General features: G+C 38.5%; 27 protein-coding genes. 10 read left to right on the top strand and 17 right to left on the bottom strand.

What is annotated here, in order from left to right:
• Positions 1 to 115 precede the first annotated feature (115 nt).
• A complete protein-coding gene (locus IGL86_RS01370) occupies positions 116 to 700 on the top strand; it encodes a lytic polysaccharide monooxygenase (protein WP_002355225.1) in 585 nt (194 codons plus the stop codon).
• A 42-nt stretch (positions 701 to 742) separates the two neighbouring features.
• Positions 743 to 1,789: a chitinase gene (locus IGL86_RS01365; protein WP_033625317.1), complete on the top strand. Its 1,047-nt coding sequence runs from the start codon at positions 743 to 745 to the stop codon at positions 1,787 to 1,789.
• A 95-nt stretch (positions 1,790 to 1,884) separates the two neighbouring features.
• Here IGL86_RS01365 and IGL86_RS01360 read toward each other — a convergent pair whose 3' ends face one another.
• Positions 1,885 to 2,196: a DMT family transporter gene (locus IGL86_RS01360; RefSeq protein ID WP_002355223.1), complete on the bottom strand. Its 312-nt coding sequence runs from the start codon at positions 2,194 to 2,196 to the stop codon at positions 1,885 to 1,887.
• A complete protein-coding gene (locus tag IGL86_RS01355; RefSeq protein WP_002386054.1) occupies positions 2,193 to 2,549 on the bottom strand; it encodes a DMT family transporter in 357 nt (118 codons plus the stop codon). The genes IGL86_RS01360 and IGL86_RS01355 overlap by 4 nt, the downstream gene beginning before the upstream one ends.
• A gap of 265 nt (positions 2,550 to 2,814) precedes the next feature.
• Between IGL86_RS01355 and IGL86_RS01350 the strand changes: the two genes are divergently transcribed.
• Both IGL86_RS01350 and IGL86_RS01345 read left to right on the top strand, forming a co-directional pair.
• Positions 2,815 to 3,789, top strand: a complete 975-nt coding sequence (locus IGL86_RS01350; RefSeq protein WP_002355221.1) for a ring-cleaving dioxygenase — start codon at positions 2,815 to 2,817, stop codon at positions 3,787 to 3,789.
• A 21-nt stretch (positions 3,790 to 3,810) separates the two neighbouring features.
• Positions 3,811 to 4,431 carry a flavin reductase family protein gene (locus IGL86_RS01345; protein ID WP_002395578.1) on the top strand — a complete coding sequence of 207 codons (621 nt, stop codon included), beginning with the start codon at positions 3,811 to 3,813 and terminating at the stop codon, positions 4,429 to 4,431.
• Between the two features lie 42 nt (positions 4,432 to 4,473).
• Here IGL86_RS01345 and IGL86_RS01340 read toward each other — a convergent pair whose 3' ends face one another.
• Positions 4,474 to 5,802, bottom strand: a complete 1,329-nt coding sequence (locus IGL86_RS01340) for an aminopeptidase C (RefSeq protein WP_002364984.1) — start codon at positions 5,800 to 5,802, stop codon at positions 4,474 to 4,476.
• Between the two features lie 149 nt (positions 5,803 to 5,951).
• On the opposite strand from IGL86_RS01340, the gene IGL86_RS01335 reads away from it, so the two are divergent.
• Both IGL86_RS01335 and IGL86_RS01330 read left to right on the top strand, forming a co-directional pair.
• Positions 5,952 to 6,341 (top strand): GntR family transcriptional regulator, encoded by a 390-nt coding sequence (locus IGL86_RS01335; protein ID WP_002358356.1) that lies wholly within the window; start codon positions 5,952 to 5,954, stop codon positions 6,339 to 6,341.
• The gene (locus tag IGL86_RS01330; RefSeq protein ID WP_430605623.1) at positions 6,341 to 7,711 is read left to right on the top strand and encodes a DUF5808 domain-containing protein; all 1,371 of its coding nucleotides are present in this window, start codon (positions 6,341 to 6,343) and stop codon (positions 7,709 to 7,711) included. The genes IGL86_RS01335 and IGL86_RS01330 overlap by 1 nt, the downstream gene beginning before the upstream one ends.
• A 44-nt stretch (positions 7,712 to 7,755) precedes the next feature.
• On the opposite strand, the gene IGL86_RS01325 is transcribed toward IGL86_RS01330, so the two are convergent.
• The 6 genes from IGL86_RS01325 to IGL86_RS01300 form a co-directional block, all read right to left on the bottom strand.
• Complete coding sequence (locus IGL86_RS01325) at positions 7,756 to 7,962, bottom strand: heavy-metal-associated domain-containing protein (RefSeq protein ID WP_002355215.1); 207 nt, start codon at positions 7,960 to 7,962, stop codon at positions 7,756 to 7,758.
• A gap of 21 nt (positions 7,963 to 7,983) precedes the next feature.
• Positions 7,984 to 10,470, bottom strand: a complete 2,487-nt coding sequence (locus IGL86_RS01320) for a heavy metal translocating P-type ATPase (RefSeq protein ID WP_033625318.1) — start codon at positions 10,468 to 10,470, stop codon at positions 7,984 to 7,986.
• A gap of 15 nt (positions 10,471 to 10,485) precedes the next feature.
• Positions 10,486 to 10,926 carry a CopY/TcrY family copper transport repressor gene (locus tag IGL86_RS01315; protein WP_002379040.1) on the bottom strand — a complete coding sequence of 147 codons (441 nt, stop codon included), beginning with the start codon at positions 10,924 to 10,926 and terminating at the stop codon, positions 10,486 to 10,488.
• A 127-nt stretch (positions 10,927 to 11,053) separates the two neighbouring features.
• Complete coding sequence (locus IGL86_RS01310) at positions 11,054 to 12,217, bottom strand: cation:proton antiporter (RefSeq protein WP_002355211.1); 1,164 nt, start codon at positions 12,215 to 12,217, stop codon at positions 11,054 to 11,056.
• Between the two features lie 20 nt (positions 12,218 to 12,237).
• Positions 12,238 to 13,605 carry a TrkH family potassium uptake protein gene (locus tag IGL86_RS01305; RefSeq protein ID WP_002366061.1) on the bottom strand — a complete coding sequence of 456 codons (1,368 nt, stop codon included), beginning with the start codon at positions 13,603 to 13,605 and terminating at the stop codon, positions 12,238 to 12,240.
• Between the two features lie 131 nt (positions 13,606 to 13,736).
• Positions 13,737 to 14,279, bottom strand: coding sequence for a dihydrofolate reductase family protein (locus IGL86_RS01300; RefSeq protein WP_010713603.1), 543 nt, complete (start codon positions 14,277 to 14,279; stop codon positions 13,737 to 13,739).
• A 246-nt stretch (positions 14,280 to 14,525) separates the two neighbouring features.
• On the opposite strand from IGL86_RS01300, the gene genR reads away from it, so the two are divergent.
• The 3 genes from genR to genA all read left to right on the top strand — a co-directional run bounded on the left by genR (position 14,526) and on the right by genA (position 18,252).
• Positions 14,526 to 15,287 carry a MurR/RpiR family transcriptional regulator gene (gene genR / locus IGL86_RS01295; protein WP_002355208.1) on the top strand — a complete coding sequence of 254 codons (762 nt, stop codon included), beginning with the start codon at positions 14,526 to 14,528 and terminating at the stop codon, positions 15,285 to 15,287.
• A 173-nt stretch (positions 15,288 to 15,460) separates the two neighbouring features.
• Positions 15,461 to 16,795 (top strand): PTS sugar transporter subunit IIC, encoded by a 1,335-nt coding sequence (genB, locus tag IGL86_RS01290; protein ID WP_016617428.1) that lies wholly within the window; start codon positions 15,461 to 15,463, stop codon positions 16,793 to 16,795.
• A 26-nt stretch (positions 16,796 to 16,821) separates the two neighbouring features.
• Entirely contained in the window at positions 16,822 to 18,252 is a 1,431-nt protein-coding gene (gene genA / locus IGL86_RS01285) for a 6-phospho-beta-glucosidase GenA (RefSeq protein WP_033625319.1), read from the top strand.
• 36 nt (positions 18,253 to 18,288) lie between these two features.
• Here the strand turns inward: genA and IGL86_RS01280 are convergent, their stop codons facing one another.
• The 4 genes from IGL86_RS01280 to efp form a co-directional block, all read right to left on the bottom strand.
• Positions 18,289 to 19,425, bottom strand: coding sequence for a cystathionine gamma-synthase (locus IGL86_RS01280; protein WP_010823393.1), 1,137 nt, complete (start codon positions 19,423 to 19,425; stop codon positions 18,289 to 18,291).
• 13 nt (positions 19,426 to 19,438) lie between these two features.
• Positions 19,439 to 20,356: a PLP-dependent cysteine synthase family protein gene (locus IGL86_RS01275; RefSeq protein WP_002361143.1), complete on the bottom strand. Its 918-nt coding sequence runs from the start codon at positions 20,354 to 20,356 to the stop codon at positions 19,439 to 19,441.
• 89 nt (positions 20,357 to 20,445) lie between these two features.
• Positions 20,446 to 20,583, bottom strand: coding sequence for a hypothetical protein (locus IGL86_RS01270; RefSeq protein WP_002366057.1), 138 nt, complete (start codon positions 20,581 to 20,583; stop codon positions 20,446 to 20,448).
• Between the two features lie 170 nt (positions 20,584 to 20,753).
• Positions 20,754 to 21,314, bottom strand: a complete 561-nt coding sequence (gene efp, locus IGL86_RS01265; RefSeq protein ID WP_002355202.1) for an elongation factor P — start codon at positions 21,312 to 21,314, stop codon at positions 20,754 to 20,756.
• 354 nt (positions 21,315 to 21,668) lie between these two features.
• Here efp and IGL86_RS01260 point away from each other — a divergent pair, with 354 nt between their 5' ends.
• Positions 21,669 to 22,316: a FusB/FusC family EF-G-binding protein gene (locus IGL86_RS01260; RefSeq protein ID WP_002355200.1), complete on the top strand. Its 648-nt coding sequence runs from the start codon at positions 21,669 to 21,671 to the stop codon at positions 22,314 to 22,316.
• 184 nt (positions 22,317 to 22,500) lie between these two features.
• Here IGL86_RS01260 and IGL86_RS01255 read toward each other — a convergent pair whose 3' ends face one another.
• From IGL86_RS01255 to fabF, 4 genes are all read right to left on the bottom strand, one after another.
• Positions 22,501 to 23,469, bottom strand: coding sequence for a dihydroorotate oxidase (locus IGL86_RS01255; RefSeq protein ID WP_002386045.1), 969 nt, complete (start codon positions 23,467 to 23,469; stop codon positions 22,501 to 22,503).
• 77 nt (positions 23,470 to 23,546) lie between these two features.
• On the bottom strand, positions 23,547 to 24,434 hold the full coding sequence (locus IGL86_RS01250) for a hypothetical protein (RefSeq protein ID WP_033625557.1): 888 nt from the start codon (positions 24,432 to 24,434) through the stop codon (positions 23,547 to 23,549).
• Between the two features lie 90 nt (positions 24,435 to 24,524).
• Complete coding sequence (gene fabZ / locus IGL86_RS01245) at positions 24,525 to 24,959, bottom strand: 3-hydroxyacyl-ACP dehydratase FabZ (RefSeq protein ID WP_002355197.1); 435 nt, start codon at positions 24,957 to 24,959, stop codon at positions 24,525 to 24,527.
• A 1-nt stretch (position 24,960) separates the two neighbouring features.
• Positions 24,961 to 26,199: a beta-ketoacyl-ACP synthase II gene (fabF, locus tag IGL86_RS01240; protein WP_002358339.1), complete on the bottom strand. Its 1,239-nt coding sequence runs from the start codon at positions 26,197 to 26,199 to the stop codon at positions 24,961 to 24,963.
• Positions 26,200 to 26,431: the final 232 nt, after the last annotated feature.

Here is a 26,431-nt window from a genome sequence, read left to right as displayed (position 1 = left end):
AAATATTGTTTTATTTTTAAAAATAACATTTCTTATTATTTGTATCCGAAAGATTATTATGTTATATTCCTATCTGTAAGCGCATACAAAATAATTTTTTAGGAGGTTTTTTTTCGTGAAAAAGAGTTTATTAACAATCGTCCTGGCTTTTAGTTTTGTTTTAGGTGGCGCTGCATTGGCCCCTACTGTTTCGGAGGCTCACGGTTACGTAGCAAGTCCTGGAAGTCGTGCTTTCTTTGGTAGTTCTGCTGGTGGTAACTTAAATACAAATGTTGGTCGTGCACAATGGGAACCTCAAAGTATCGAAGCGCCCAAAAATACGTTTATTACTGGTAAATTAGCCAGTGCAGGTGTCTCAGGTTTTGAACCTTTGGATGAACAAACAGCTACTCGTTGGCACAAAACAAACATTACCACAGGTCCCCTTGACATCACTTGGAACTTAACTGCCCAACATAGAACTGCTTCTTGGGATTACTATATTACTAAAAATGGCTGGAATCCCAATCAACCATTAGACATTAAAAACTTCGACAAAATTGCTTCAATTGACGGCAAACAAGAAGTTCCTAATAAAGTTGTTAAACAAACAATTAATATTCCGACAGACCGCAAAGGTTATCATGTCATTTACGCTGTCTGGGGCATTGGTGATACGGTGAACGCCTTTTACCAAGCGATTGATGTGAACATTCAGTAAAAATACTCACATCTTAAACTACATTAAAGGAGTTCTCAAAAAATGAAGCTAAAAAAAATAATTCCTGCTTTTCTCCTTCTTTCAACCGTAGCAGTTGGCTTGTGGTTAACGCCTACTCAAGCTTCTGCAGATGCTGCGGATACGATGGTAGATATCTCTGGCAAAAAAGTGTTGGTTGGATATTGGCATAACTGGGCCTCAAAAGAACGCGATGGTTACAAACAAGGAACATCAGCATCGCTGAACCTTTCAGAAGTAAATCAAGCCTACAATGTCGTACCGGTTTCCTTCATGAAAAGCGATGGTACGACACGGATTCCTACGTTCAAGCCTTATAACCGAACGGACACTGCCTTCCGACAAGAAGTCGCACAATTAAATAGTCAAGGTCGCGCAGTTTTATTGGCACTTGGTGGAGCAGATGCACATATCCAATTAGTCAAAGGCGATGAACAAGCCTTTGCGAATGAAATCATTCGTCAAGTGGAAACATACGGCTTTGATGGTTTAGACATTGACTTAGAGCAATTGGCGATTACTGCTGGCGACAACCAAACCGTCATCCCTGCTGCATTGAAAATAGTCAAAGACCATTATCGAGCACAAGGAAAAAATTTCATCATTACTATGGCGCCAGAATTCCCTTATTTAAAACCTGGTGCCGCTTATGAAACATACATTACTTCCCTAAATGGTTATTATGATTACATTGCCCCACAATTATATAACCAAGGCGGCGACGGTGTCTGGGTTGATGAAATTATGACTTGGGTTGCTCAAAGCAACGATGCTCTAAAATACGAGTTCCTCTATTATATGTCTGATTCATTAATCCATGGCACACGCGGCTATCTACAGATACCAAACGATAAATTAGTCCTTGGTTTACCAGCAAATCGGGATGCTGCTGGTAGTGGCTATGTTGTTGAGTCTACCCCTGTAGCCAAAACTTTTGATCAGTTAGCAAAAGACGGTAATCCTATCCGTGGCTTAATGACTTGGTCTGCAAATTGGGACGTTGGTCAAGATGTCAACGGCAAGTCCTACAACAATGAATTTGCGACACGTTATAGTAACCTCGTAAAATAAAAGCTATTTTGAGACAGAACACCGCATTTGGTTCTGTCTCTTTTTAAATTTTACTCACCGGTCTTTCAATAATCCAAACAATGTTCTCTCGCTTTCTAACCAATTAATTTTAAACCAATCACAGAAACAATGATTAAAAAAATAAAAAATATCCGGCGTAGGTCTTTTGATTCACCTAAGAGCATTCCTAAAATAGCGCCTCCTGCTGTACCAATTCCTGTCCAAACTGCATAAGAAACGCCCATCGGCAATTGTCTCATCCCTAAATATAAGAATAAGAAACTACCACTAAACGCTAGAATTAAAATTAACAATGAACGTAAGTCTTTTTTTGTTGTAAATAATTTAATTGAACCTACGCCAAAGATTTCAAAACAGCCTGCAATGACTAAGTATAACCAACTCATCTTGTTTCCTCCTCTTTATTTCCAGTTACCATTTTTAAGCCAATTACACCTATTAATAACAGCAACAGAAAAAGAACTTTTCCTATGCCCAATGGTGTGTGGAATAAAAAATGATCTGTTACAATAGTTCCAGCACTACCTAAGCCGACAAATACAGCATAGGCTGTGCCGACTGGCAATTCCTCTCCTGCTTTAATCAGCGCATAAAAACTGATAAAGATTGCGATTACTGTCCCTAAAATCTCCCACCATGTTGTACTATGCTTCATGCCAATGACCCAAATCACTTCACAAAAAGCGCCAAAAATAACTTTTAACCAAGCTTTACTCATCTTGTTTTCCTTCCCTTCCAAACAAAAAAAGTGCCAACAAACAGTTCAGCTATGGCCTAAGAACTGTTCATTAACACTTTAGTCGCAAGCATCCGGCGATGTTTACGAAAGTTTATGTATTAAAATATCTCAGGCTATTATATTCTTATTTTTTTAAAAAATCAACTAAAAAATAATAGTTCGAATTCGAGACATTTCTTTTGCATTTTTAGGACTAATCATTTAAACTTACTTTTAGTAAGTTAATTAATCAAAAAATTATTTTTCTTTTAGGAGGATTTTTATTATGAATACACAAATTTTAGGTTTACACCACGTCACTGCCATGACTTCAAGTGCCGAAAAAATTTATCACTTTTTCACCGATATTTTAGGTCTACGTTTAATTAAAAAGACTGTTAACCAAGACGATATTGAAACATATCATTTATTTTTTGCTGATGATGCCGGCTCTCCCGGAACAGATATGACTTTCTTTGACTTTCCAGGCTTACCTAAAGGAACCAAAGGAACCAATACAATTTCTCGTACTTCCTTCCGTGTAAAAGATGATGCTGCTTTGGACTACTGGGTATCTCGCTTTAATGAATATGCAATTGATCATGGAGAAATTCAAGAGCGTTTTGGTAAAAAGTATTTAGAATTTGAAGATTTTGACAATCAACGTTACCAACTTATTTCTGATGAAAAGAACCAAGGTGTTGCAGCTGGCACGCCTTGGAAAAAATCTAACGTTCCTAGTGAACATGCTTTAATCGGCTTAGGTCCAGCCTTTGTAACTGTCGAAAATTACGAACATCTGCAACTAGTTTTAACTGAAGTTTTAGGGTTCAAATTGATTGATGCTGAAGGTAGTTTCCATTTATTTGAAGTTGGCGAAGGTGGGAATGGTGCCAGCATTATCGTAGAGCATCGAGAAGATTTGCCAGCGGCCCAAGAAGGCTACGGCAATGTCCATCACTTAGCCTTGCGCGTTGCCGATGAGGAAGCACTACGTTTCTGGATTGAAAAAATTAATCGTTTGGAATTTCCTAATTCTGGCTTTGTGGAACGTTTTTACTTTAAATCTGAATATTTCTTGGCAGCAACACATGTTTTATTTGAACTGGCAACCGATGGTCCTGGATTTTTAGAGGATGAAACCTATGAACACGCTGGTGAAAAATTATCATTACCGCCATTTTTAGAACCAAAACGGGCAGGGATTGAAGAATTTGTGCGTCCTTTCGATACTTCAGATGCGAATGTTCAAAGAAATTAGTATTTTTTCTAGGAGGCTCCTATGATTCATTACAATAGTAACGAGTTATCTGCAAAAACAGCGTATAAATTTTTATCAGGAAGTATTATTCCTCGGCCAATCGCTTGGGTTACAACACAAGATACAGCTACAGGTGTCGTCAACGCTGCTCCCTTTAGTTTCTTTAATGCGGCGGCAGCTGAAATTCCTTTAGCAACGTTGTCCATTTTACGACCAGACAAAGAGCCTAAAGATACGGCACGAAACATCTTGGCTACTAAAGAACTTGTCATCCATTTCGTTAACGAAGACGTTCTTACTCAAATGAATCAGACTTCGGCACCTTTAGCAGCAGAGATCAGTGAAATTGACACATTCGGTATTGAAACCATTGCCAGCCAGACTGTTGCTGTTCCAGCAATCAAAGCCGCGCCGATTCGGATGGAAGCTCGCTTACATCAATATGTACCTATTGCTAACCATGAAGGTCAAATTATTACGGATTTATTCATTGTAGAAATTACCGATTTCTATTTTGATTCAGCCGTTTTCGATGAAGAACATCAGTACATTTTACCTGAAAAACTCCAACCGATTGCTCGTTTAGCAGGCAATGATTATACAACATTGGGCGAAATCCGTGAAGTTCGCCGCCCAACGTAAAAAGAAGGCCCCGCCATGACGGCGGGGCCTTCTTTTTCTGTTTTATGCTAATGCTCCCATTGGATCCCAAGGTGCCAAAACAGTTGGCGCTTGTTCCCAAGCTTTTTTCTGTTCATCAGTTAATAAATCTTTGTGCACAACGATTTGATAAGTGTATTCGTCCATCCACGCATCGCTCATAACGAAGAAGCCATTTTCACCGACTTTTTCGCCCCAGCTATTTTCCACTTTCCATTTTGTTGTTTGACCATCAACGATATCAACACCTGTTAAAACCATGGCGTGTGTCATTAAGCTTTCACCAAAGTCTAAACGTTCTGCTTTAGTCATCGTAAAATCAATATCAAAAAGATCGTTCATATCGTAAACGTCTAATGCCATAATTCCTGTGTCACGTGTTGAAGATTGTCCGACATCACAACCAAACCAAACAGATTCGCCTTTTTCCAATTGTGCAGCAGCTAATTTTTTGAAAGCAGCCATTTCTACATTTAAATATTTAACTTCTTTGCCGCCGACAACATTCCCTAACATTTCAACAGTGTATGTTTTGTTGAAGGGTTTATCTTCTGTAGGAGCATTAATAATACTTACATAATCATGTAAATTAACGCCAACGTATTTTTCAAAGAATGTTTGCGGTGTTAGATTTTGATCCAAATGATAATTTTTTTCTTCGTCACGGTATTCAAAATCAAAGGTTTCTGGCGGTGTTCCTAAAGAGATTGCTAAGAAATTATAAATTTCTTGTAACATTGCTTCTTTGTTTTTTTGGACTTCTTCAGCAGAAGCGCCTTTTTCAATTAAACTACGTAAAATTGTTGCATCTTTGCGTAATTTTTTATTTAAATAGTTGTTTAAATCACGTGAATTGGAGCTGTTGCTGCTTTCAGGCATTGCCGTTTTAGGCACTACGCCATATTTATCAAAAATTGAAACGATCATATCCCATTGCCCACCATCTTGTTGTGGTGTCGCTAATAAAAAGGCCACTTTACGACTAGTCAACGGTTGATCGGCTGTTGCAATAATATTTTCATAGAAATAGTTTGATTTTTCATATTTATCCCAGAAAAATGTATAGTTTTGTGATAATTCAAAATCTTTTAATTGAAACGCATTTAACATTCTATGTCTAAATGTATTTAATGCCGCAAACATCCAGCAGCGACCGCTTTGTTTTTGATTGGCCACTTTTCCAGTAGCTAAGTCGACTGAAAAGACGGGTACGTTATTCACGGCTCCTTGTACAGATTCACCTGAAGCGCTGATACCATTTTTTACTACACTACGTTGTAAGGCATTTTGTTTATTATTGTTCAAGAAATCTTGATGGAATTTCTCTGTTAATTTTGGTTCAATTGCTGTCATATTTTCATCGTCCTTTCATTTTACGTTCTTCTTCATTATATGCTTCTCTTTAAACAGAAACAACCATTTACTCTAAATTCCTTGCTTTCCAACTCTTTTTGTATTAGTATATATAATACAGATAGCACAAATAAGACAGGAGTGATTCGATGCTTTTAGAAATAGATGAACAAAGCGAACAGCCCATCTATCAGCAACTCATTGATCAAATCATTGTAGGCATTGCCAAAGGTGAACTGGTTCCCAATGAAAGTTTGCCTTCTATCCGACAATTGGCGGACGAAATCGGGGTCAATATGATGACTGTTTCAAAAGCTTATAATAAGTTAAAGCAATCAGGTTATATTGTGACTGACCGTCGTAACGGCACCAAAATTGCCGCAAAGTTACCTGCTACCGCTGTTTGGCAACAGCAATTGCATGAGCGTTTAGAACTTCTGTTGGCTGAAAGTTTTTTACATCAGCAATCCGAAGCAGAAATCCAAGCACTTATTCAGAAAATTTATCAAAATTTTGATTCGAAAGGGCGTGCACTATAATGGCGGTATTCTTTTATTTCATCCTAGTTTCTGTCGCTTTTTTTATGGCATTTACTATGGGGATTTATGCAAATCCTCACAAAAATATTATTTTGGAAAACACTTTACCAGAAGATAAACTACAAGATCCCAGCGTTCAAGCAATCCGAAAACGTTATAAAAAACGCTTGGTTCAACTAGCAGCCGTTTTTAGTGTTCTTAGTTTACCTTTGTTATTTATTCCTTATGATTCGATTTTGTTGTTTCTTTTTCTGTTACTTTTATTTAGTTTTATTGGCAGTGGCTACTATCTGCAAATCGTTTATATTCGCAAAATGGCCGCTTTAAAAATGCAAAACGGCTGGTTGCTACCTAAGCGTCCTCTCTTAATCGATACGCAATTAGTTTTAAATAAAAACCAGAAACTTATTTCATTTTGGTGGTTTTTACCTGCAATTATTCTTACTTTTGCTGGGGGCTTTTATTCCTTGCAAACGGCGATTGGTTCCTGGATTCTTTTCTTAATTACTGTTTTGATGTTAAGTTTGTTCATTGGTGGCTATTATTTTATTGCGCGCTTACCTGTCAAACCGCTAACTAGTGACTCAAAAATTAATCAGCAAATCAATGATTTATTTCGGCATCATTGGTCTGTTTTAATGGTTTTATCCGCCTTAGTTTTTGCACCGCTAACCATTTTGCCAACTTTCACAATTGTAATTGATTATACGGTTGCGATGGCTCTTACATTTTGTTACTTTATTCTTTTGTTTGTTTATGTAGGCTTTCTCTTCTACTACCTATTTTCAATGCGCAAAAAACAAGATCAATTCGTTTTACAGGCTGGCGATTATCGCTATGGGGATGATGATCAATATTGGCGGTATGGGATTTATATCAATCCAAAGGACCCCAAAATCATGGTTCCTGATCGCATTGGTATGAATTTATCTATTAACCTAGGACGGCCTGCTGGGAAAATTATTCTAGCCGCTACTGGTATTTTAACGATTGCGGTGCTGTTCTTTGCCACAGTGCCGATGTTTATAAATGATTTTTCTAGTCATGCCTTTCAAGCAACTATTGAAAATAAACAAATTGAGTTATCTGCCCCATTAGCAAAAACAAGGTCAATTCCTTTTAACCAAATCACAGCTGTTTCTTTGATTGATGACTTACCTCAAGAACGCATCCGCACAATGGGTGCTGCGACAGATAGTTACTTAACAGGAGAATTTAAAGTCGCTGGAAAACCTGCTTATTTACTAATTTATACAAAAAGTCATCCGATTCTGAAAATAGAAACGCGGGAAAAAGTTTATTATTATACTGCGCGTGAGGGTCAAGAAACGACTAAGATTTATAAGGAAATCAAAGCAAAGCTTCCTTAACAAAAAAACAGGGCCTACTCATGATGGTAGGCCCTGTTTTTTTGTTATTCGCTGACAACCTTGAATTTTGTATCTGCCAACGTGGTATTCAGTTCATCCTGGCTTACTTCACGATCTGCTGTCACAACGGCTGTTTGATCTGCCAAGTGAACCGCAACATTCGTTACGCCGTCAATTCCACTAAATTTTTCAGTGACCGCTTGAACACAGCCATCACATTTCATCCCATCAATTTTTACTGTTTTTTCCATTTCACTTCATCCTTTTCAATTTTATTTTTGACTTCCACTAGTTTTTTTCACCGTCGAAGGTTTAAATCCTTTTAAGCGTAAGGCGTTTAGTAAGACAGAGACTGAACTAAAACTCATAGCTGCTGCTGCAATCATCGGACTTAACAAAGGTCCACCAAATAAGTGTAACACACCCATAGCCACTGGAATACCTAATGTATTATAGGCAAATGCCCAGAAAAGATTTTCTTTGATGTTTTTGATGGTCGCTTTACTTAATTCAACTGCTGTAGGCACATCCATTAAATCACTACGCATTAGCACAATGTCGGCCGATTCCATTGCAACATCTGTGCCTGAACCAATAGCAATCCCCACATCTGCTTGGGCAAGTGCTGGTGCATCATTAATACCGTCACCCACCATCGCAACTTTTTTGCCTTCTGCTTGTAGTTTTTTCACTTCTAACGCTTTATCTTCTGGTAAAACTTCACTTAAGACACGATCGATACCTACTTGTTTTGCAATCGCCTCGGCAGTACGCTTGTTGTCTCCCGTAATCATCACGGCTTCGATCCCCATTTTATGCAAACGTGCAATGGCTGTTTGACTGCTATCCTCCACAGTATCTGCTACCGCAATGATACCCGCAAACGAACCATCTTTTGCCACAAACATTGGGGTTTTCCCTTCTTCTGCCAAACGATCCGCTTGTTGAACAAACGTCGATAGCTCGATGGCTTCTTCTTTCATTAATTTTATATTGCCCAAAAGTAGGACTCGTTCGTTGATTGTCACACGGATGCCGTGACCTGGAATCGCTGAAAAATCGCTTCCTTCTACTAATGGCAATTGACGTTCTTTAGCCGCTCCCACAATTGCTTCACCTAGAGGATGTTCTGATCCTTGTTCTGCAGAAGCTGCTAATGTTAGTAACTCAGCTTCTGAAAGTGCTGAATCAGCAACTAAAATATCCGTAACCACCGGTTTGCCTTCTGTAATAGTTCCTGTTTTATCAAACACGATTGTTTGAATTTTGTGAGTGGTTTCTAAAGCATCCCCACTTTTAATTAAAACGCCATTTTCAGCGCCCTTACCTGTTCCCACCATAATCGCAGTCGGCGTTGCCAAGCCGAGCGCACAAGGACAAGCAATCACTAACACAGAAATGGTAATTGTCAAAGCGAAAATCCATGACTCTTGTCCTAAAAAGAACCAAGCCAAGCCAGAAAGAACAGCCAAACCAATAACGATTGGGACAAAAACACCCGAAATTTTATCAGCTAATTGTGCAATCGGCGCTTTTGAGCCTTGCGCATCTTCCACTAATTGAATGATTTGGGCAAGGGCCGTCTCTTTTCCCACTTTTGTCGCCTTGAATTGAAAGCTGCCATTTTTATTGATGCTAGCACCAATTACTGCATCACCGACTTTCTTTTCAACAGGCAAACTTTCGCCCGTTAACATGGCTTCATCCACAGAACTACTGCCTGAAACAATCACTCCATCAACAGGGATTTTATCTCCTGGGCGAACAATCACAATGTCATCCAACTGAACAGCATCAACTGGCACTTCAATTTCTGCGCCATCACGTAAAATATGAGCAGTTTTCGGCGCCAAACCCATTAATTTTTTTATCGCATCTGAGGTTTTCCCTTTTGAAACAGCTTCGAAATATTTTCCTAATGTAATTAAAGTTAAAATAACACCCGCTGATTCATAATAAAGAGCCATTGTAAAACTTGTATCTCCTAAGAATATCATGACTGTGCCATATAAACTATACACAAAAGCAGCACTGGTTCCTAAAGCCACCAAAGAAAACATATTCGGATGCCCTTTAAATAATGCTTTAAAACCAACTGTGAAAAATTCTCTGCCGACATATAGAACGGGTAACGTCAAAATCAATTGAACCATTGCAAAGGTCGTCGCATGTGTCATTGGATTCAAAAAATCCGGCAATGGTAAGCCTACCATATGTCCCATCGCAATATAAAGAAGGGGTACTGTAAACACCGCTGAGATCCAAAAACGTTGCCACATCTCAGCAATATGTTTTTGTTTCTTTTCACGATCTTGGTCCGCTGTTGCACCTGCAGCGACTTCTTCTGTCGCTTGATAACCTGCATCCGTAACTGCTTTGATAATTTCAGCACTCGTTACTTGATGATCGTCATAACTAACCACCAGTTTTTCCGTGGCTAAATTAACAATCGCTTGTTGAACACCAGATAATTGGTTCACAGCTTTTTCAATCGTTTGGGCACAGGAAGCACAACTCATTCCTTCAATCGCAAACGTTCGTTGCTGGGCTGGGCTAATCGCCTTGTAGCCAGCATCTGACACAGCTTCCTTAATTTCTTCTTCTGTGACTTCCGTCTGATCATACGTGACACTTAATTTTTCCGTAGCTAAATTGACACTTGCCTTTGCCATCCCAGGTAACTTCGCCGTAGCCTTTTCAATCGTTTGGGCACAGGAAGCACAGCTCATCCCTTCAATATCAAACGTTTTACTTTCCATTTTTTTCACTCCTTTTTAAATTAAATGACATTGGCATTGACCAGGAATACAGTTACAAGGGACAGATTCAACCGCCGTCTTGCGCTTCTCTTTTAAGAGTTCCTCTAATCGATCCAAATCGTCATAACTCAACTGACTCTCTGTTAAAATTGTTTCTACCACGGAACCAACTTTACGGCTGCACACTTTGGCTAAAAGTTCATCTGCCACCGTTTCAACGCTCTGACGTTCTTCTACTAGCGGATAATAAATATATTTATTGCCTGCTTTCTCCGTCCCAACTAACCCTTTATCTGTTAAACGACTTAGTAACGTCTTGACGGTCGTTGATTTCCATTCTTTCTTCTCATTTAAAAGTGTATGCACTTCACGACTCGTGGTCTTGCCTTGGGTCCAAATAACCCGCATGACTTCCCACTCTGCATCAGTAATTGTCGCTAATTTATCTTTTGCCATACTCGTTAAATTCCTCCTTCATCAATAAAAAAGAGTTCAAGGTTATCGACTACAAATGTAGTCGTTTGTCTTGAACTCATCATATAGCTATTTTATTTTTTTGTCAACAACTTCTGCTCATCTTTTTTTATTGCAACGCAGACTCTTGTTTTTTAACAAAGTATTTCAATAAGAACGGTGCAACTAAGGTCGTTAAGATAATTACCACAATCATGCTCGTATAATACGCTTCTGAAAGTAATTTAGATTGGTAGCCAATTTGCGCAATGATTAATGCCATTTCCCCACGCGAAACCATCCCAGCACCGACCATTAAAGAACTTGTATTGGAGAAACCAACCATTTTCGCTCCCCAGGCACCGCCCAGTAATTTCGTTAAAATCGCCATAATCGTCATTACCAAAATAAAAGGTAAATCTTTTCCTAACGTGTTAAATGTCACTGATAAGCCAATGCTGGCAAAGAAGACGGGAATAAACACGGCATAGCCAATAGCTTCAATATTGAAATCAATTTCTGTTTTTGCATCCGTTTGTCCCACAGCAATCCCTGCAAAAAAGGCACCTACGACAGAACTTAAACCAACTAAATCAGCCAAATAAGCCATGCCCAAACAGATAATCAATGACATGATAATAACAGACGACCCAATGTTCATTTTTTGACTTAAACGTAGTAAATAGGGAGCGATAAAGCGGACCAAAAAGAAAATCCCAATAAAGAATAAGCCTTGTTCAATTAACTTAACAATAAAGCTGACTTCTGTATTGCCGCCTGTACTTGCACCAATCATGCCGACAGCGACACTTAAAATAATCACGACCACGATATCGTCAACGACGGAAGCCCCAAGAATCGTTGCACCTTCTTTACTACTTAAAACATTCAACTCTCTTAATACTTCTACTGAAATGCTGACCGACGTTGCTGCTAAAACTAACCCAAGGAAAAAAGCTTCTTTCCAAGAAAAAGCAAACAGCTGACCAATCAACATAGTAAAACCAACCGGTAAAACGATGCCCAAAATAGCGACCATGACACTAGGTTTCGCATATTTTTTCAATAATTCCAATTCACATTCCATTCCAGCAATAAACATCAGCATAATGACACCAATTTCTGAAAAGTCATGCACAAACACATCTTGATGCACAATATTTAACATCGCTGGACCTAACACAATCCCTACTAGCAATTGCCCAATTACTGCAGGAATTCCTACTCTTTTACAAGCAACACCTGCTAAAGTCGTTGTAATTAAAATCAAACATAAAATACCTAAAAATTCCATTCTATTTCCCTCTTTCTCTATTAACCAATCATCACTGATTCTTTTGGATATTGAACTTTCGACTGACTTTCCAAGCCTTTCTTAATTAATGACAATAACACCGTGTACACACCCACACGACCGACGAACATTAGAAAAATAATCACTAGTTTACCAAAAACAGTTAAATCTGGTGTTAACCCCATTGTTAAACCGACCGTTCCAAATGCAGAAATCACTTCAAAAACGATATACTCAATCCCGTTTTTTAAAGGTAATGTTTCTGTAAACGAGAGAATAACTGAAGCAGTTACACATAAAAAAGTTGCCAAGAAGAACAAAGTAAACGCTTGGAGCACTACTCGCTCAGGAATTGTGCGTTCATGGAATTCCACTCGCTGTTTCCCTTTAAAAATTGCACGAAATTGTAAAAATAACACACCAAACGTAGTGGTTTTCAAGCCGCCAGCGGTTGATCCTGAAGTGCCACCAATAAACATCCACAAAATCGTGACAATCAGGCCTGGATTACTCATTTTCAAATAATCAACTGAATAAAAGCCAGCCGTTCTTGGTGTAACCGACAAGAACCAACTGTTGACAAGACGCTGCCAAAAAGACATGTCAGCTGGAAAATGGCGATATTCTGAAATGTAAAAAATAACGGTCCCTAAGACTAAAAAGGTGGCGGTCACCGTTAAAGCAAGGCGTGTATGAATACTAACACGGTGCTTAATTTTATTTTTATAGCCTTTAATCATTGCAAAAATATCGCGCCACACAATAAATCCTAAACCGCCAGCTATAATTAAAAAGCTAATGACTAGTAAAAGATAAGGCGAATTTTGATAAGGAACCATACTATCCCCTAGCAAATCAAAGCCAGCATTACAAAATGCCGAAACGGCATGGAAGAGACTAAAAAACAACCCTTTTTTCCACCCAAATGTTGGCACAAATTGAAAGGACAACAAGAAGGCTCCAAGTAATTGAATAATGGCCGCAAACTTCATAATATATTTCATTAAACGAAAAACTCCGGAAACTTCACTAACATTTAACGCTTCTTGATACAACATCCGTACACTTAGTGACGCTTTTTTCCGCAGCAAACTAAAGAAAATCGTGGCAACGGTTAAAAAGCCTAAGCCGCCTAATTCAATCAAAATCATAATAATAACTTGCCCGATAGGACTCCAATGCTCCGCCGTATTCAAAGGCGAAAGCCCTGTAACACAGACGGCGGAAGTTGCCACGAAAAAAGCATCAATCCATTGCGTTTTTTGTCCAGCTTGTGCAGAAAAAGGCATCATTAATAAGATTGTGCCTACAACAATTAATAAAAAAAAGCCTAAGACAATTGTTTGAACCGGTGAAATATACAACCTTTTTTTGATCTGATGTTTCATTTTTTTCTCCTCTACCATTTCTTTGTCAATCAAAAACAACACAAACGGCTAGACAACTGTTGCTTTGTTCCTCTCGCCCTATGAGAAACTCAAAACCTTGAAAGCAACTTGCCCAACCGAATAATTATTTTTTAATTTTTGTTTTCACGTTGATAAATCGAATAAACCAACTCATTTTTTTGATAAACCTGTTTTAAACGAACTGGGATTGATTGAGCCATTGTCTCGTATAGAGCAATGCCCTCACCCAGAAACAGTGGTATTGTCGTCAAAATGAAGGTATCAATTAAATCAGCTGCCAAAAGCGGTTGAACCACTTTTGGGCCTCCAACAATCCAAATTCCCGCGCCGTCTTCTTCTTTGAGACGACGAATTAATGTGACGGGATCTTCCTTGGTAAAAGTTCTTGAAGCAGTTGATGTTTCTGGATGAGAGGTAATGATATAAGAATGCTTGTCTTCATAAAAATACACATCTGGGGACAATTCTTGTGTCACTTGATCATAAGTAGTCCGCCCCATTACCACAGTGTCTATTTTTTCATACATTTCATCGTAACTACGATCTTCTTCATCGCCACGAATATTCTCTTCTAACCAAGCAACACCGCCCGCTTTGTCCGCAATGAAACCATCAATACTCGCTGCAATAAATAAAATTACTTCCCGTGCCACATCAACGCCTCCTTTTCTCTTCTTATCTATTTTAGCTTGTTTTCACAAAAAACTCTAGGGGTGCGCATTGTTATTTTTAAAAGAAAAAAGAGAAAAACTAGGATAATTGGGCTACTTTTTGTAAAATAGGAAATAAGAAACTTTTTATTGAGTTATTTTACATTTTTTTCAAGAAAAATAAGAATTGGTTTATTTGATTTACACAAAAAAATAACATATTCAGTTTTTATATAAAGGAGGATTACTTTGTTTGATTTAGAGAAGGTTCAGACCTTGAATGAATTAGAAATGCTCGTTTACCATTATGTATTGGAACACCTGCACCAAATCCCTCAACAGACCATTCGCCAACTGGCTACTTCCTGTCATGTCTCCACCTCAACGATTCTACGATTTTGTAACAAAATGGGCTATGCTGGTTTTTCCGAATTAAAATATGCAGTGAAAGAAGAAGCCAAACAAACACAAACGTTTGAAAATTTTTATGATGCCACGGTTCACGTCGATGCTTTTTTAAAAAAATTAAACCAAGAAACCTATTACGAAATGCTTCGTCCAGCAATTCAAATGATTGTTCAAGCACGTCACGTTGCCTTTACTGGCATTGGTACTAGCGGAATTTTAGGTAGTTATGGCAGTCGTTATTTTGCCAACTTAAATATCAATTCTTACAGTATTGCTGATCCCTTTACGCCTATCCCCAAGCGCGGATTTGAAAATACATTAGCCTTGATTCTGTCTGTATCTGGGGAAACCAATGAAATGATTAAACAAATGACCGATTTTAAAACAGCTGGTGCCAAAGTGCTAAGCATTACCAACAATCAACATTCAACTATTGCCCGCTTGGCTGACTACAACATCTCCTATTATATGCCCGACGAACGTTCTCCATTTGCAGATAAGTCAGTCAATACAACCACTCAAATCCCTGTCATTGCTTTAATTGAACTCCTAGCTCATCAAGCAAGTCAACTTTTAAAGGAACTAGATGAAACACCTTTCTAGTTGTTTTTCACAAAAGCTCATGCTGTTTTAGACAGCATGAGCTTTTTTGTTTTTTTTCTTGGTACATGTTTCTCATTCAAGCAAAAGTCTATTTTTTCTTCAAATAAGCTTATATAGTAAATGTGTAAACGGATACATTTGCATTTATATTATTCTTCAAAGGAGAGATTTTTATGAACGAATGGATTAACGAGAAATTATTACCTCCAGTACTAAAATTCGTCAATACCAAAGCAATTACTGCCTTACGGAACGGGATGCTTTACACGATGCCTTTTACCATTGTTGGTTCCGTGTTTCTTCTATTAGCGAATTTCCCAGTTACAGCTATTTCTGAATGGGTTAACGCAAGCGGTCTGGCTGTTTATTTCAATCAAGCATATGGGGCATCTTTTGCGATTATGTCGTTATTTGCGGTCATCGGTATTGCCTACTCATATGTAAAAAGCGAGGGATTTGAAGGCCTCCCAGCGGGCATGATTGCCATGGTAGTTTTCATTTTGTTTATGTCATCTGAAGTCAAAGATGCGGTTTCTGGCGCAGTAATTGGCAATGTCATCAACAAAGATTGGACAGCTGGCAAAGGGATGATTACAGCTATTATTGTTGGTTTGTTAGTCGGCGTTGTATATAGTTGGTTTTTACGTCATGATATTCGTATCAAATTACCAGAAGCTGTACCAGAAAATGTGGCCAATTCCTTTACTGCGTTAATTCCTGCCAGCGTCATTGTAACTGGTGCAATGCTAATTTTCATTCTTCTAGATAAAGTCTTCAATACGACATTCTTTGACTTTATTTACGAAGTGCTACAATCACCACTTCAAGGAGTCACAGATTCACTAGGTGGCGCATTACTATTAGGTTTTGTCATTCCGCTCTTTTGGTTTTTCGGTGTTCACGGGTCAACAATCGTTGGCGGTATCATGGGGCCTATTTTACAAGCAAACTCTTTAGAAAACACCGAAATTTTGAAATCTGGAAAAGACTTAACACTGGCTAATGGTGGCCATATTGTTACACAACAATTTTTAGATCAATTTTTAACGGTCACTGGTGCGGGCATGACAATCGGGTTAGTCGTGTTCATGGTTTTCTTTGCCAAATCAGCTCAGTTTAAGCAATTAGGTCGGCTTTCAATTGGGCCAGCTGTTTTCAATATTAACGAGCCAATTGTCTTTGCTACACCTATCGTGATGAACCCAATCATGGCTGTGCCATTCATTATCACACCGATTGTTTCTTCTGTTGTGACATATTTTGCCTTGTACACAGGACTGGTTCCTCTCTTTACTGCGGTACAAGTTCCCTGGACTACTCCTCCAATCATTTCTGGACTTTTAGTTGGTGGTTGGCAAGCAGCGTTGCTTCAAGTAGTGGTACTAACGATGAGTTTCTTTATCTATTTACCGTTTGCTAAAAAAATGGATGCACTTAATTACGCAGAAGAAACCAATCAACCAATTACTGAAGAAACCCTTGAAAAAGTCGAAGCACAAAACGTATAAAAATTTGAACAAAGGACTGAAACGATATGTCAATTTTGAAAAATGATTTTCTTTGGGGCGGCGCTGTCGCTGCTCATCAATTAGAAGGAGGCTGGGACCAAGGCGGTAAAGGGGTGAGCGTGGCGGATGTAATGACTGCTGGTGCACATGGCGTTCCTCGTAAAATTACCGCAGGCGTTTTACCAGATGAACACTATCCTAACCATGAAGCGATTGATTTTTACCATCGCTATCAAGAAGATATTCAACTATTCAAAGAACTTGGTTTAAATTGTTTCCGAACCTCTATTGCTTGGACACGAATTTTTCCTAACGGAGATGAAGAAACGCCCAATGAAGAAGGCCTTCGTTTTTATGATGCACTTTTTGACGAGTGTTTGAAAAATGGCATTGAGCCAGTCGTGACACTGTCTCACTTTGAAATGCCTTATCATTTAGTCACAAAATATGGCGGCTTTCGCAATCGCCAGGTCATTGATTTTTTTGTCAAATTTGCTGAAGTCTGTTTCACTCGTTACCAGAAAAAAGTCAAATATTGGATGACCTTTAACGAAATTAACAACCAAGCCAATTATGAAGAAGATTTTGCACCTTTTACTAACTCTGGTATTGCTTACCAGGAAGGAGAAGACCGCGAAGCAATTATGTATCAGGCTGCTCATTATGAACTAGTCGCTAGCGCACGTGCAGTGAAAATTGGCCACGCTATCAATCCCGACTTCCAAATTGGCTGTATGATTGCGATGGTGCCTATTTATCCTTATTCTTGTAATCCTGAGGATATGATGATGAGTGTTAGCGCAATGCAAAAACGTTATTGGTTTACCGATGTTCATGTCCGCGGTCATTATCCAAGTACAATTCAATGCTATTTGAAACGAAAAAACATTTCATTAGATGTCACAGAAGAAGATTTAACTGATTTGGCTAATGGCTGTGTTGATTATATTGGCTTTAGCTATTACATGTCGTTTGCTGTGAAAGGTGCAGAAAAGGCCCCTACTTTTGACTACAATGAAGCAAAAGACTTGGTGCGAAATCCTTATGTAGCAACATCTGATTGGGGTTGGCAAATCGATCCTATGGGCTTACGCTATGCAATGAATTGGTTCAATGATCGGTATGAATTACCACTCTTTATTGTTGAAAATGGCTTTGGTGCTATTGATGAGCTAGAACCAGACGGAACGATTAACGACACTTACCGAATCGCTTATTTACGTGAACATATCGAGATGATGAAAGAAGCCGTTGCGTATGACGGCATTGATTTGATGGGCTATACACCTTGGGGATTCATCGATTTAGTGAGCGCTAGTACAGGCGAAATGAAGAAACGGTATGGCTTCATTTATGTAGATAAGGACAACGATGGTCACGGAACGTTGGAACGGCGAAAGAAAAAATCGTTTGCTTGGTATCAACAAGTGATTGCTACGAATGGAGAAGAATTATAAACAAAAGGCCTTCGTCTAAAGACGAGGGCCTTTTGTTTATGCTTGTAATCCCTTTTCTAAATCAGCCAATAAATCTTCGACTGCTTCAATTCCTACAGATAAACGAATGAGTCCATCTTTAATTCCCACAGCTTCACGATTTTCTTTGGGAATAGATGCGTGAGTCATAATGGCAGGTACTTCAATTAAACTTTCTACGCCACCTAAACTTTCCGCTAAAGTAAAAATTTCCAACGTTTCTACGAAAGGAACGACTTGCTCATCCTTGGCTAATTCAAAAGAAATCATACCACTAAACCCCGACATCTGTTTTTGCGCAATTTCGTGACCAGGATGACTCGCTAGTCCTGGATAATACACCGTTGCTACAGCTGGATGCGCTTCTAAAAATTCTGCGATTTTTTGAGCATTTTGGGCATGCGCTGCCATCCGGACGCCTAATGTTTTTAAACTACGTTGGACCAACCAACTATCATGTGGTCCTAAAACAGCACCAATCGCATTTTGTAAAAAGGCAATCTTTTCTGCGCTTTCTGGATGATTCGTTACGACTAAACCAGAGACTACATCACTATGGCCCCCTAAATATTTTGTCCCGCTGTGAACCACAATATCAGCACCTAACGCTAACGGCCGTTGAAAATAAGGCGTCGCAAATGTATTATCGACAATAGTTAACAACTGATGTTTTTTAGCAAGCTTAGCCGCCGCTTCAATATCTGTAATTTTTAACAGTGGATTACTTGGTGTTTCCAAAAACAAGGCTTTTGTATTTGGCTGAATTGCGGCTTCAATTGTTGATAAGTCACTGGCGTTTACAATCGTGTAGCTTAACCCATTTGCCACAAATACTTTATCCAATAAACGGAAACTGCCCCCATAGACATCGTCACCTAATAAAATATGATCTTCGGGTCCAAACATAGAAATGATTGCATGGATACCAGCTAAGCCTGAACTAAACGCAAAGCCATGGCTCCCACCTTCTAACTCAGCAATTAAGGTTTCTAACGCGTGACGTGTGGGATTACCTGAACGAGAATATTCATATTCTTTGGGCTGGCCCACGCCGTTTTGTTCAAAGGTTGACGTTTGATAAATAGGAACACTCACTGCACCTGTTGTTGCGTCTTTGCTAATGCCGCCATGAATTAATTTGGTATTGAATTTCATAAAAGTTTTCCTCCTAAGAATAAATATTTTTTGATAAATAACGGTCACTACCGTCAGGAAAAATAGTTACAATTGTGCTGCCTGCTGGTAAGCGGCGCGCCTCTCTTAATGCCGCCGCAAACGCTGCGCCGCTGGAGCTTCCCACCAGCAAAGCGCTTTTCTTGGCTAATTGTTTGACCCAGAAAAAACCATCCTCGTCTGAAATGGTATAAAAGCCGTCCACAGGAATCTGTTTAAGAAAAGGCGGCACGAACTCCACGCCAATACCTTCGATTTCATGTCCGTGTGCAGGTCCGCCATTTAAAATCGAACCTTCTGGCTCCACGCCCCATAGTTGCGTCTTACTATTTTGTTCTTTGAGATATCTGCCAACACCTGCAAACGTTCCACCACTGCCTAAACCTGCGACAAAGCTAGTAATCTTCCCGCCTAGGTCTTGAACAATTTCAGGTCCTAATCCTTCGTAGTAAGCAGCAGGATTATCCGGATTTTCAAATTGTAACGGCACGTAACTATTAGGAATTTCCTTGGCTAAGTCTTGGGCACTAGTTATCGCTCCGACAATCCCTTGCTCTGTTGGCGAAGGGACAATTTTAGCACCTAACGCTTGCATCAGCTGTTGTTTTTCCTGACTAAATTTTTCTGGCACAACAAAGATTGTCTTGAGGCCCAGTTGACTGGCAGCTAATGCAAGTCCAATACCTGTATTCCCCGCTGTCGGTTCAATAATTGTTGTGGCTTGATTTATCTTTCCCGTTTTCATTGCTTCTTTGAGAAGATGCACACCAAGCCGATCTTTGACGCTGCCACCTGGATTCAAATATTCTAGTTTCGCATAAATTTTAGTGCCTTCTGGCATAGGATATTGTTCACTTGTAAATTCAAATAATGGTGTTGCTCCGATTGTGTCTAAAATTGACTGAACAATCATAGCGAATTCCTCCTTCTAATACATGTACATAAAACAAAAAGGTGCTGATCGCATCAGCACCTTTTTTGTTTATTTCTGGTTGTCTAGATTCAGAGAGGAATCGTGTTAGGCAATTTTTCAGAAATAACGGAGGTTTTCCCCATCACAAAAGAGTATGCTGCACTATTTTGCACCATACAACAACAGCTTTCCGTTTCCAAAAAAAGGCTAGCTTGTTTTTTCGTCATGGTTGATTTCCTCCTTCGTCATGTGTTGACCAAACTATACCATTTCCCATTTTCTAGTGTCAACGATTCTAACGATTGCTATTTCCTATCACACCAATGGTTTTCTTATAGGTAAAAGAATTAATAGACCAAAAAAAACAGAAGGCTAGCCTTCTGTTTTTTTTTGGTACTTATTTAGCACGTTTTAAATACGTACCTTCCGCAGTATTGATTTCTAATAATTCGTCTGCTTCAACAAAATCTGGAACGTTAACAACTAATCCTGTTTCCATTGTAGCGGGTTTACCAGAACCAGTTACTGTTGCGCCTTTGATTGAAGGTTGTGTTTCAGCAACACGTAAGATTACCGTTGTTGGTAAAGTTAAACCAATGACTTCTTCACCATAAAATTGAATTTTTACTTCCATATTTTCTAATAAATATTTTAGTTCTTCTTCAATTAAAGCAGTTGGTACTTCATATTGTTCATATGTTTCTAAATCCATGAAAATAGCCATATCATCTTGGCTGTATAAATATTGAACCGGTTTTGTATCGATGTGCGCTTTTTTCACTTTTTCATCTGGGCGCATTGTTGTATCTGTTGTTGAACCCGTACGAACATCTTTTAATTTCATACGCATAACCGTGTTACCTTTACCTGGTTTGTGGTGGCTAGCTTCCATTACTTTAATTAATTTGCCGTCTTGCTCAAAAGTCATACCGGCTTTTAAATCGCTTGCTGCAATCATTGTAATTTCTCCTTTTCTCTGGTTAATTCTTCATTATTGTAGCAAATAACCTAGGATTAATCTAGGAAATCACGTATCTTTTTTAGAAGTTTATCACTCCCCAGACATTGAATTGGGAAATAAAACGAGTTTAACTTGCCTTTTTTCTTGAATTGCGTTAGAATTACCAAGCTTTCATCAATTATTTTCACTTTTTACATAGAAAAAATCAATCATTAAAGGGGGTGATGATATGATACGTCAAACGCTATCTTTATCAAAAACACATGAGGTTGTCTGTCACTAAACATACGTTGGTGAGACAAATTGCCTTTCAGCGTATGTACTCGGTCTATTTGAAAGGAATTTAAAATCATGAACCCAACTATTCAACCTTACCAATTTAACATAATTAAAGAACAAGTCGCTGTGTTACTAAATACCTATACGTCTGTTAACGATGCTACGACTGTCAAAACTGTCCAGGCCCTATGTGCCGAAAAAATCAATGGGTTATTTCCAGAAGAACACCCTGCTGTTACGATTTTGTTGGACAAAGTGATGGATCGTCGTTTAACACGCGCACGTGCTGAAAAATATTTAGATGAATTAAAAGAAACCGTGTTGCCCTTTAAAGAACCTTCAACACCACAAGTCACGAAAGTCTTTCGCAAAGTGAAAAAGTTAAAGATTCCTGAGTGGGAAAACATGGATTTACGGAACAATACCTATGTCGGTTGGAACGACGCTGGGACTCAGAAAAAATTTATCTTAGCTTATCGAGAAAATAAATTAATCGGCGTCCACGGCACCCTTTCACCCACCATTGTTAAAGGTGTTTGCTCCATCTGTCAAACAATCACGAATGTGTCTATGTTCCTAGCTACCACCAAATCAGGCGGCGACGGAACCTACACGAAAAAAGGCAATTACATTTGCCATGATAGCGACACCTGTAACCAACAATTAACACAACCTGAATATTTGGAAGCCTTTATGGAAAATGTTAAGGCTGTGAAATAACAAAAAAGAGCGTGGGACAAAAATCACTTTGGATTTTTGCTCCACGCTCAAAAACTGATAAACGGCGGGAACAGAACCAACTCCTTCGGAAATAAGCCGAAATTCTCCAAAAATTAAAGAGCAATTTTCGGAAATTTCTTCTTATTTCTCGGAGCTAAACGGTTCTGTCCCGACCTCTTTTTTGTTACATCTCTTTCAATTTCCCACGAAATTCTTCAATACTTTCATAACCTTTTGCTGCCATGATTTCTTGTAATTCTTTGGCTAGACGCTCAAAAACTTGTGGACCTTCTTGATGCAATTGTGTGCCGACTTGTACTAATGTCGCACCACATAAAAGATGCTCAAAAACATCTTTTCCGCATGTAATACCGCCCGTTCCAATAATTTTGATTTCTGGTTTCAAACGTTGCGCAAACGCACGAACATTGGCTAACGCTGTTGGTTTGACATATTCGCCGCCCAGTCCACCGAAGCCTCCTTTTGGTTTAATGACCACTTCTTCCTTGTCACTGTCAATATATAAACCATTACCGATGCTATTAATACTATTCACGTATACTAAAGGGAATTTATTTAAAATTTCAGCCATTGCGTCAAAATGTGCAATATCAAAAAATGGGGGTAATTTTACACCTAATGGTTTAGTAAAAAATTGGAAAACTTCTGTTAAAAGCTTTTCTGTTAATTCAAAATCATAAGCAATTTGCGGTTTACCAGGCAAATTGGGACAAGACAAATTAAATTCTGTCACTCCTGTGTATTCACTTTCTTGCACTTTTTTTAAAATAGCGATATTTTCCTCATAATTCATACCAGATACAGATAAAAAGCGTAACTCCTCAGGAAATTCCTTTTGACGTGCAATCTGATAATCTAAATAATAATCAATCCCTAAATTAGGCAAGCCCATTGAGTTAATACTTCCTAATGGTGTATCAAAATACCGTGGTTCCTCATTGCCCTGACGAGGATTAGGTGTTGCCGTCTTAGCGACAAAAGCACCTGCTTGAGAAGCCGCTAACTCATCCATTTCCTTAATTGTCATACAATGAATGCCTGATGCGTTCATTAACACATTCGCCAATTTATGTCCCGAAAACTCTACTGAAATATCCAAAAGAAAAACCCTCCTGTAAATTGTTTTACTCATAAGCTTACCACCTTCACGTAAGCTTTTTATGATTATAGCATGTTATTTAAAAAGGAGCATGGATTTTGATGAATTTGTTATTTGTATTTGCGGCGTGCTTTTTTTTGGATTTTAAACTTTTTATTTTGTAGTTCAAAATCCTTCTCATCTTTTCGAGCAATTTCCTTATAGCTAGTTATTACTTTTTTTAATGGCGTTACTTTAGCTATAAAAATCAATACTAATGTACTTATAAATACAATAACTAATCGCAATATTCCTCTAGCCAAACATATACTATAACTTGCTAAAGCATTTTTTCCATAAAAATAATGAGAGATGTTTATTACCCATCCTTTAGTTTCTAACATGTCTGAGGTAACAAACGAAAGGTATAAAATCATCGAATAAAGAATAAGAAGATATCTTAAATAAATCCATTTTTTCTGCAAATTATATGGTATATCGACCTTACTAATTTCTTTTTTAGAGAAAATATATATTATTTCTTTAGAACAAGCCAAAAAGATTACCGCAGTAACTAACGGAATAATTGACCACCAAGAACTTTTAAACATCCCCAAAAAGTAGGCAAGCAAAGTTAGTGTTAATGAACCTTTTAAAGTAGTGTTAAAATCGTCTTTAAGATTTCTAATTATAAATACTAAGGCAAGTACTAAAAAATAAATAGCTAGTATGTAACCAATTATCCTACCATTGATATTTAAATAATAAAGGATAACCATTATTCCAAACATTCCTGAAATAGTTAAAATCCATACAGCTAAATCTTTTTTATTCCCAGAGACACTCTTTCTATTTTTCAAACACAGAAAAATATAGGTAAACGACAAAACACCGAAAACTATGCGATTGAGTCCTTTAGGAGTACTCTCAAAAAAATAGTTCAGCGTTCCCAAAAAAACAAACAACAAACCATATACGACTGTTTGTTTATAGAATGGGGGTTGTAGCTTTTTTATCATACTTATACCTCCAACACCTTTTAACTAATTTTATCACATTCACACAAAAAAAGAGCAAGCCTTCACCGCTTGCTCTTTCTAATTATCTTTTTATCGTCCCACAATAAACGTCAATTCACATTCGCAGACCTTTTTATCTTCCACGTAAGCAGTCGCTTTGCCGATGCCGACAAAGTCACGTAATTTGACGATTTCAAAATGTAATTTCAAGACATCACCAGGGACCACTTTTTGACGGAATTTGGCCTTGTTGATACCGCCAATATAGGCCGTTTCACCTTCAAATTGATCCATTTTTAAGATTAAAATCGAACCTACTTGTGCCAATGCTTCAATAATCAAAACGCCTGGCATTGTTGGATTTCCAGGGAAATGTCCTTGGAAAAATTCTTCGTTAATTGTCACATTTTTTGTTGCAATAATCTTTTCATTTGGAATAATTTCATCCACATAATCAATATAACAAATCGGATAGCGATTAGGAATCATTTCCATAATTTCTGTTGCAGTCATTACTTTTTTCATACTAGTTTTCCTCCCATTTCTTCAAGCAAATTACACCATTATGGCCACCAAAGCCAAACGAATTACTAATTGTATAGTCCGCTGTAATGTCACGTGCACCTTCTGTGACATAATCTAAATCACAATCTGGATCAGCTACTTGGTAGCCTACTGTCGGATGAGCTTTTCCTTCTTGCAATGTTTGCACACAAGCGATCGCTTCGATACCGCCAGCCGCGCCCAATAAATGTCCAGTCATACTCTTTGTACTTGAAATTGGAATTTGCGATGCTCGCTCACCAAAGACACGCTTGATGGCCGTTGTTTCCGCAGCATCATTCGCTGGGGTTGACGTACCATGAGCATTGATATACCCAATTTGTTCCGGTGTAATCCCTGCTTCTGCAATCGCCATTTCCATCGCAGCCGCCGCGCCACTACCGTCTTTTAAAGGAGCGGTCATGTGGCTAGCATCACAGTTGCTGCCATATCCAACAATTTCGCCGTAGATAGTTGCGCCACGTTTCTGTGCATGCTCGAGTTCTTCTAAAACCAGCATTCCTGCGCCTTCACCCATCACAAAACCTTTTCGTTCTTTATCAAAAGGAATCGAAGCCCGAGTCGCATCTTCTGTTGTATTTAAAGCATTCAATGCTGCAAAACCTGCAATCCCAATTTCACATACTGTAGCTTCTGTCCCACCAGTTACCATCATGTCAGCTAAACCATATTTAATCGTGCGAAAAGCTTCACCAATCGCATTCGTCGCAGAAGCACAAGCAGTCACGATAGTTTGAGAAGGTCCTTTTGCACCTAAACGAATCGAAATATTTCCCGCTGCCATATTAGCAATTACCATAGGCACGAAAAATGGTGTTACGCGTTTTGCGCCTTTTTTATCCATTACCCGTACTTGGTCTTGTAAGGTAGTCATCCCGCCGATCCCACTACCGACAATCACACCTAAACGAGTCGGGTCAATCGTTGCTTCTGTTAAACCACTCATTTCCCACGCTTCTAAAGCAGCCACCAAGCCATATTGAGAAAATAAGTCCATTCTTTTTTGCTCTTTGCGTTCTAAAACAGCACTTGGGTCAAACTCTTTCACTTCGCCAGCCAAAGCTACCCCAGTATCTTCAGAATCAAATTTAGTAATTTTGCCAATTCCTAGCTTGCCATCCACTAGATTATGCCAAAATTCTTTTACGGTATTGCCTAATGGTGTTACGGCTCCCATGCCGGTTATGACCACTCTTTTCATACTGTACCTCCGAGTTTATTTTGATTATCAAACTATTATTTCATGCGGTTTCCAGCACTTTTTCTTAAAAAATAAGAAAAATAGTTTGACTTTCAAAGTATTTTGGTTAATAATTCAGACATCAGGAAAAATGTCTGTTTTTTTCAAGATTAGAAAATTGAGAAGATTTTGTTATCATTCTCACACAGATAATACCAGTTGAAATTTTATTCGTCAACTCAATAAATGTAAC

It is taken from the genome of Enterococcus sp. DIV0774 (genome assembly GCF_050539095.1).
GTDB classification, from domain to species: domain Bacteria; phylum Bacillota; class Bacilli; order Lactobacillales; family Enterococcaceae; genus Enterococcus; species Enterococcus faecalis.
The sequence above is the reverse complement of the archived record's forward strand: the minus strand, read 5'-3'. Positions and strand labels throughout refer to the sequence as shown.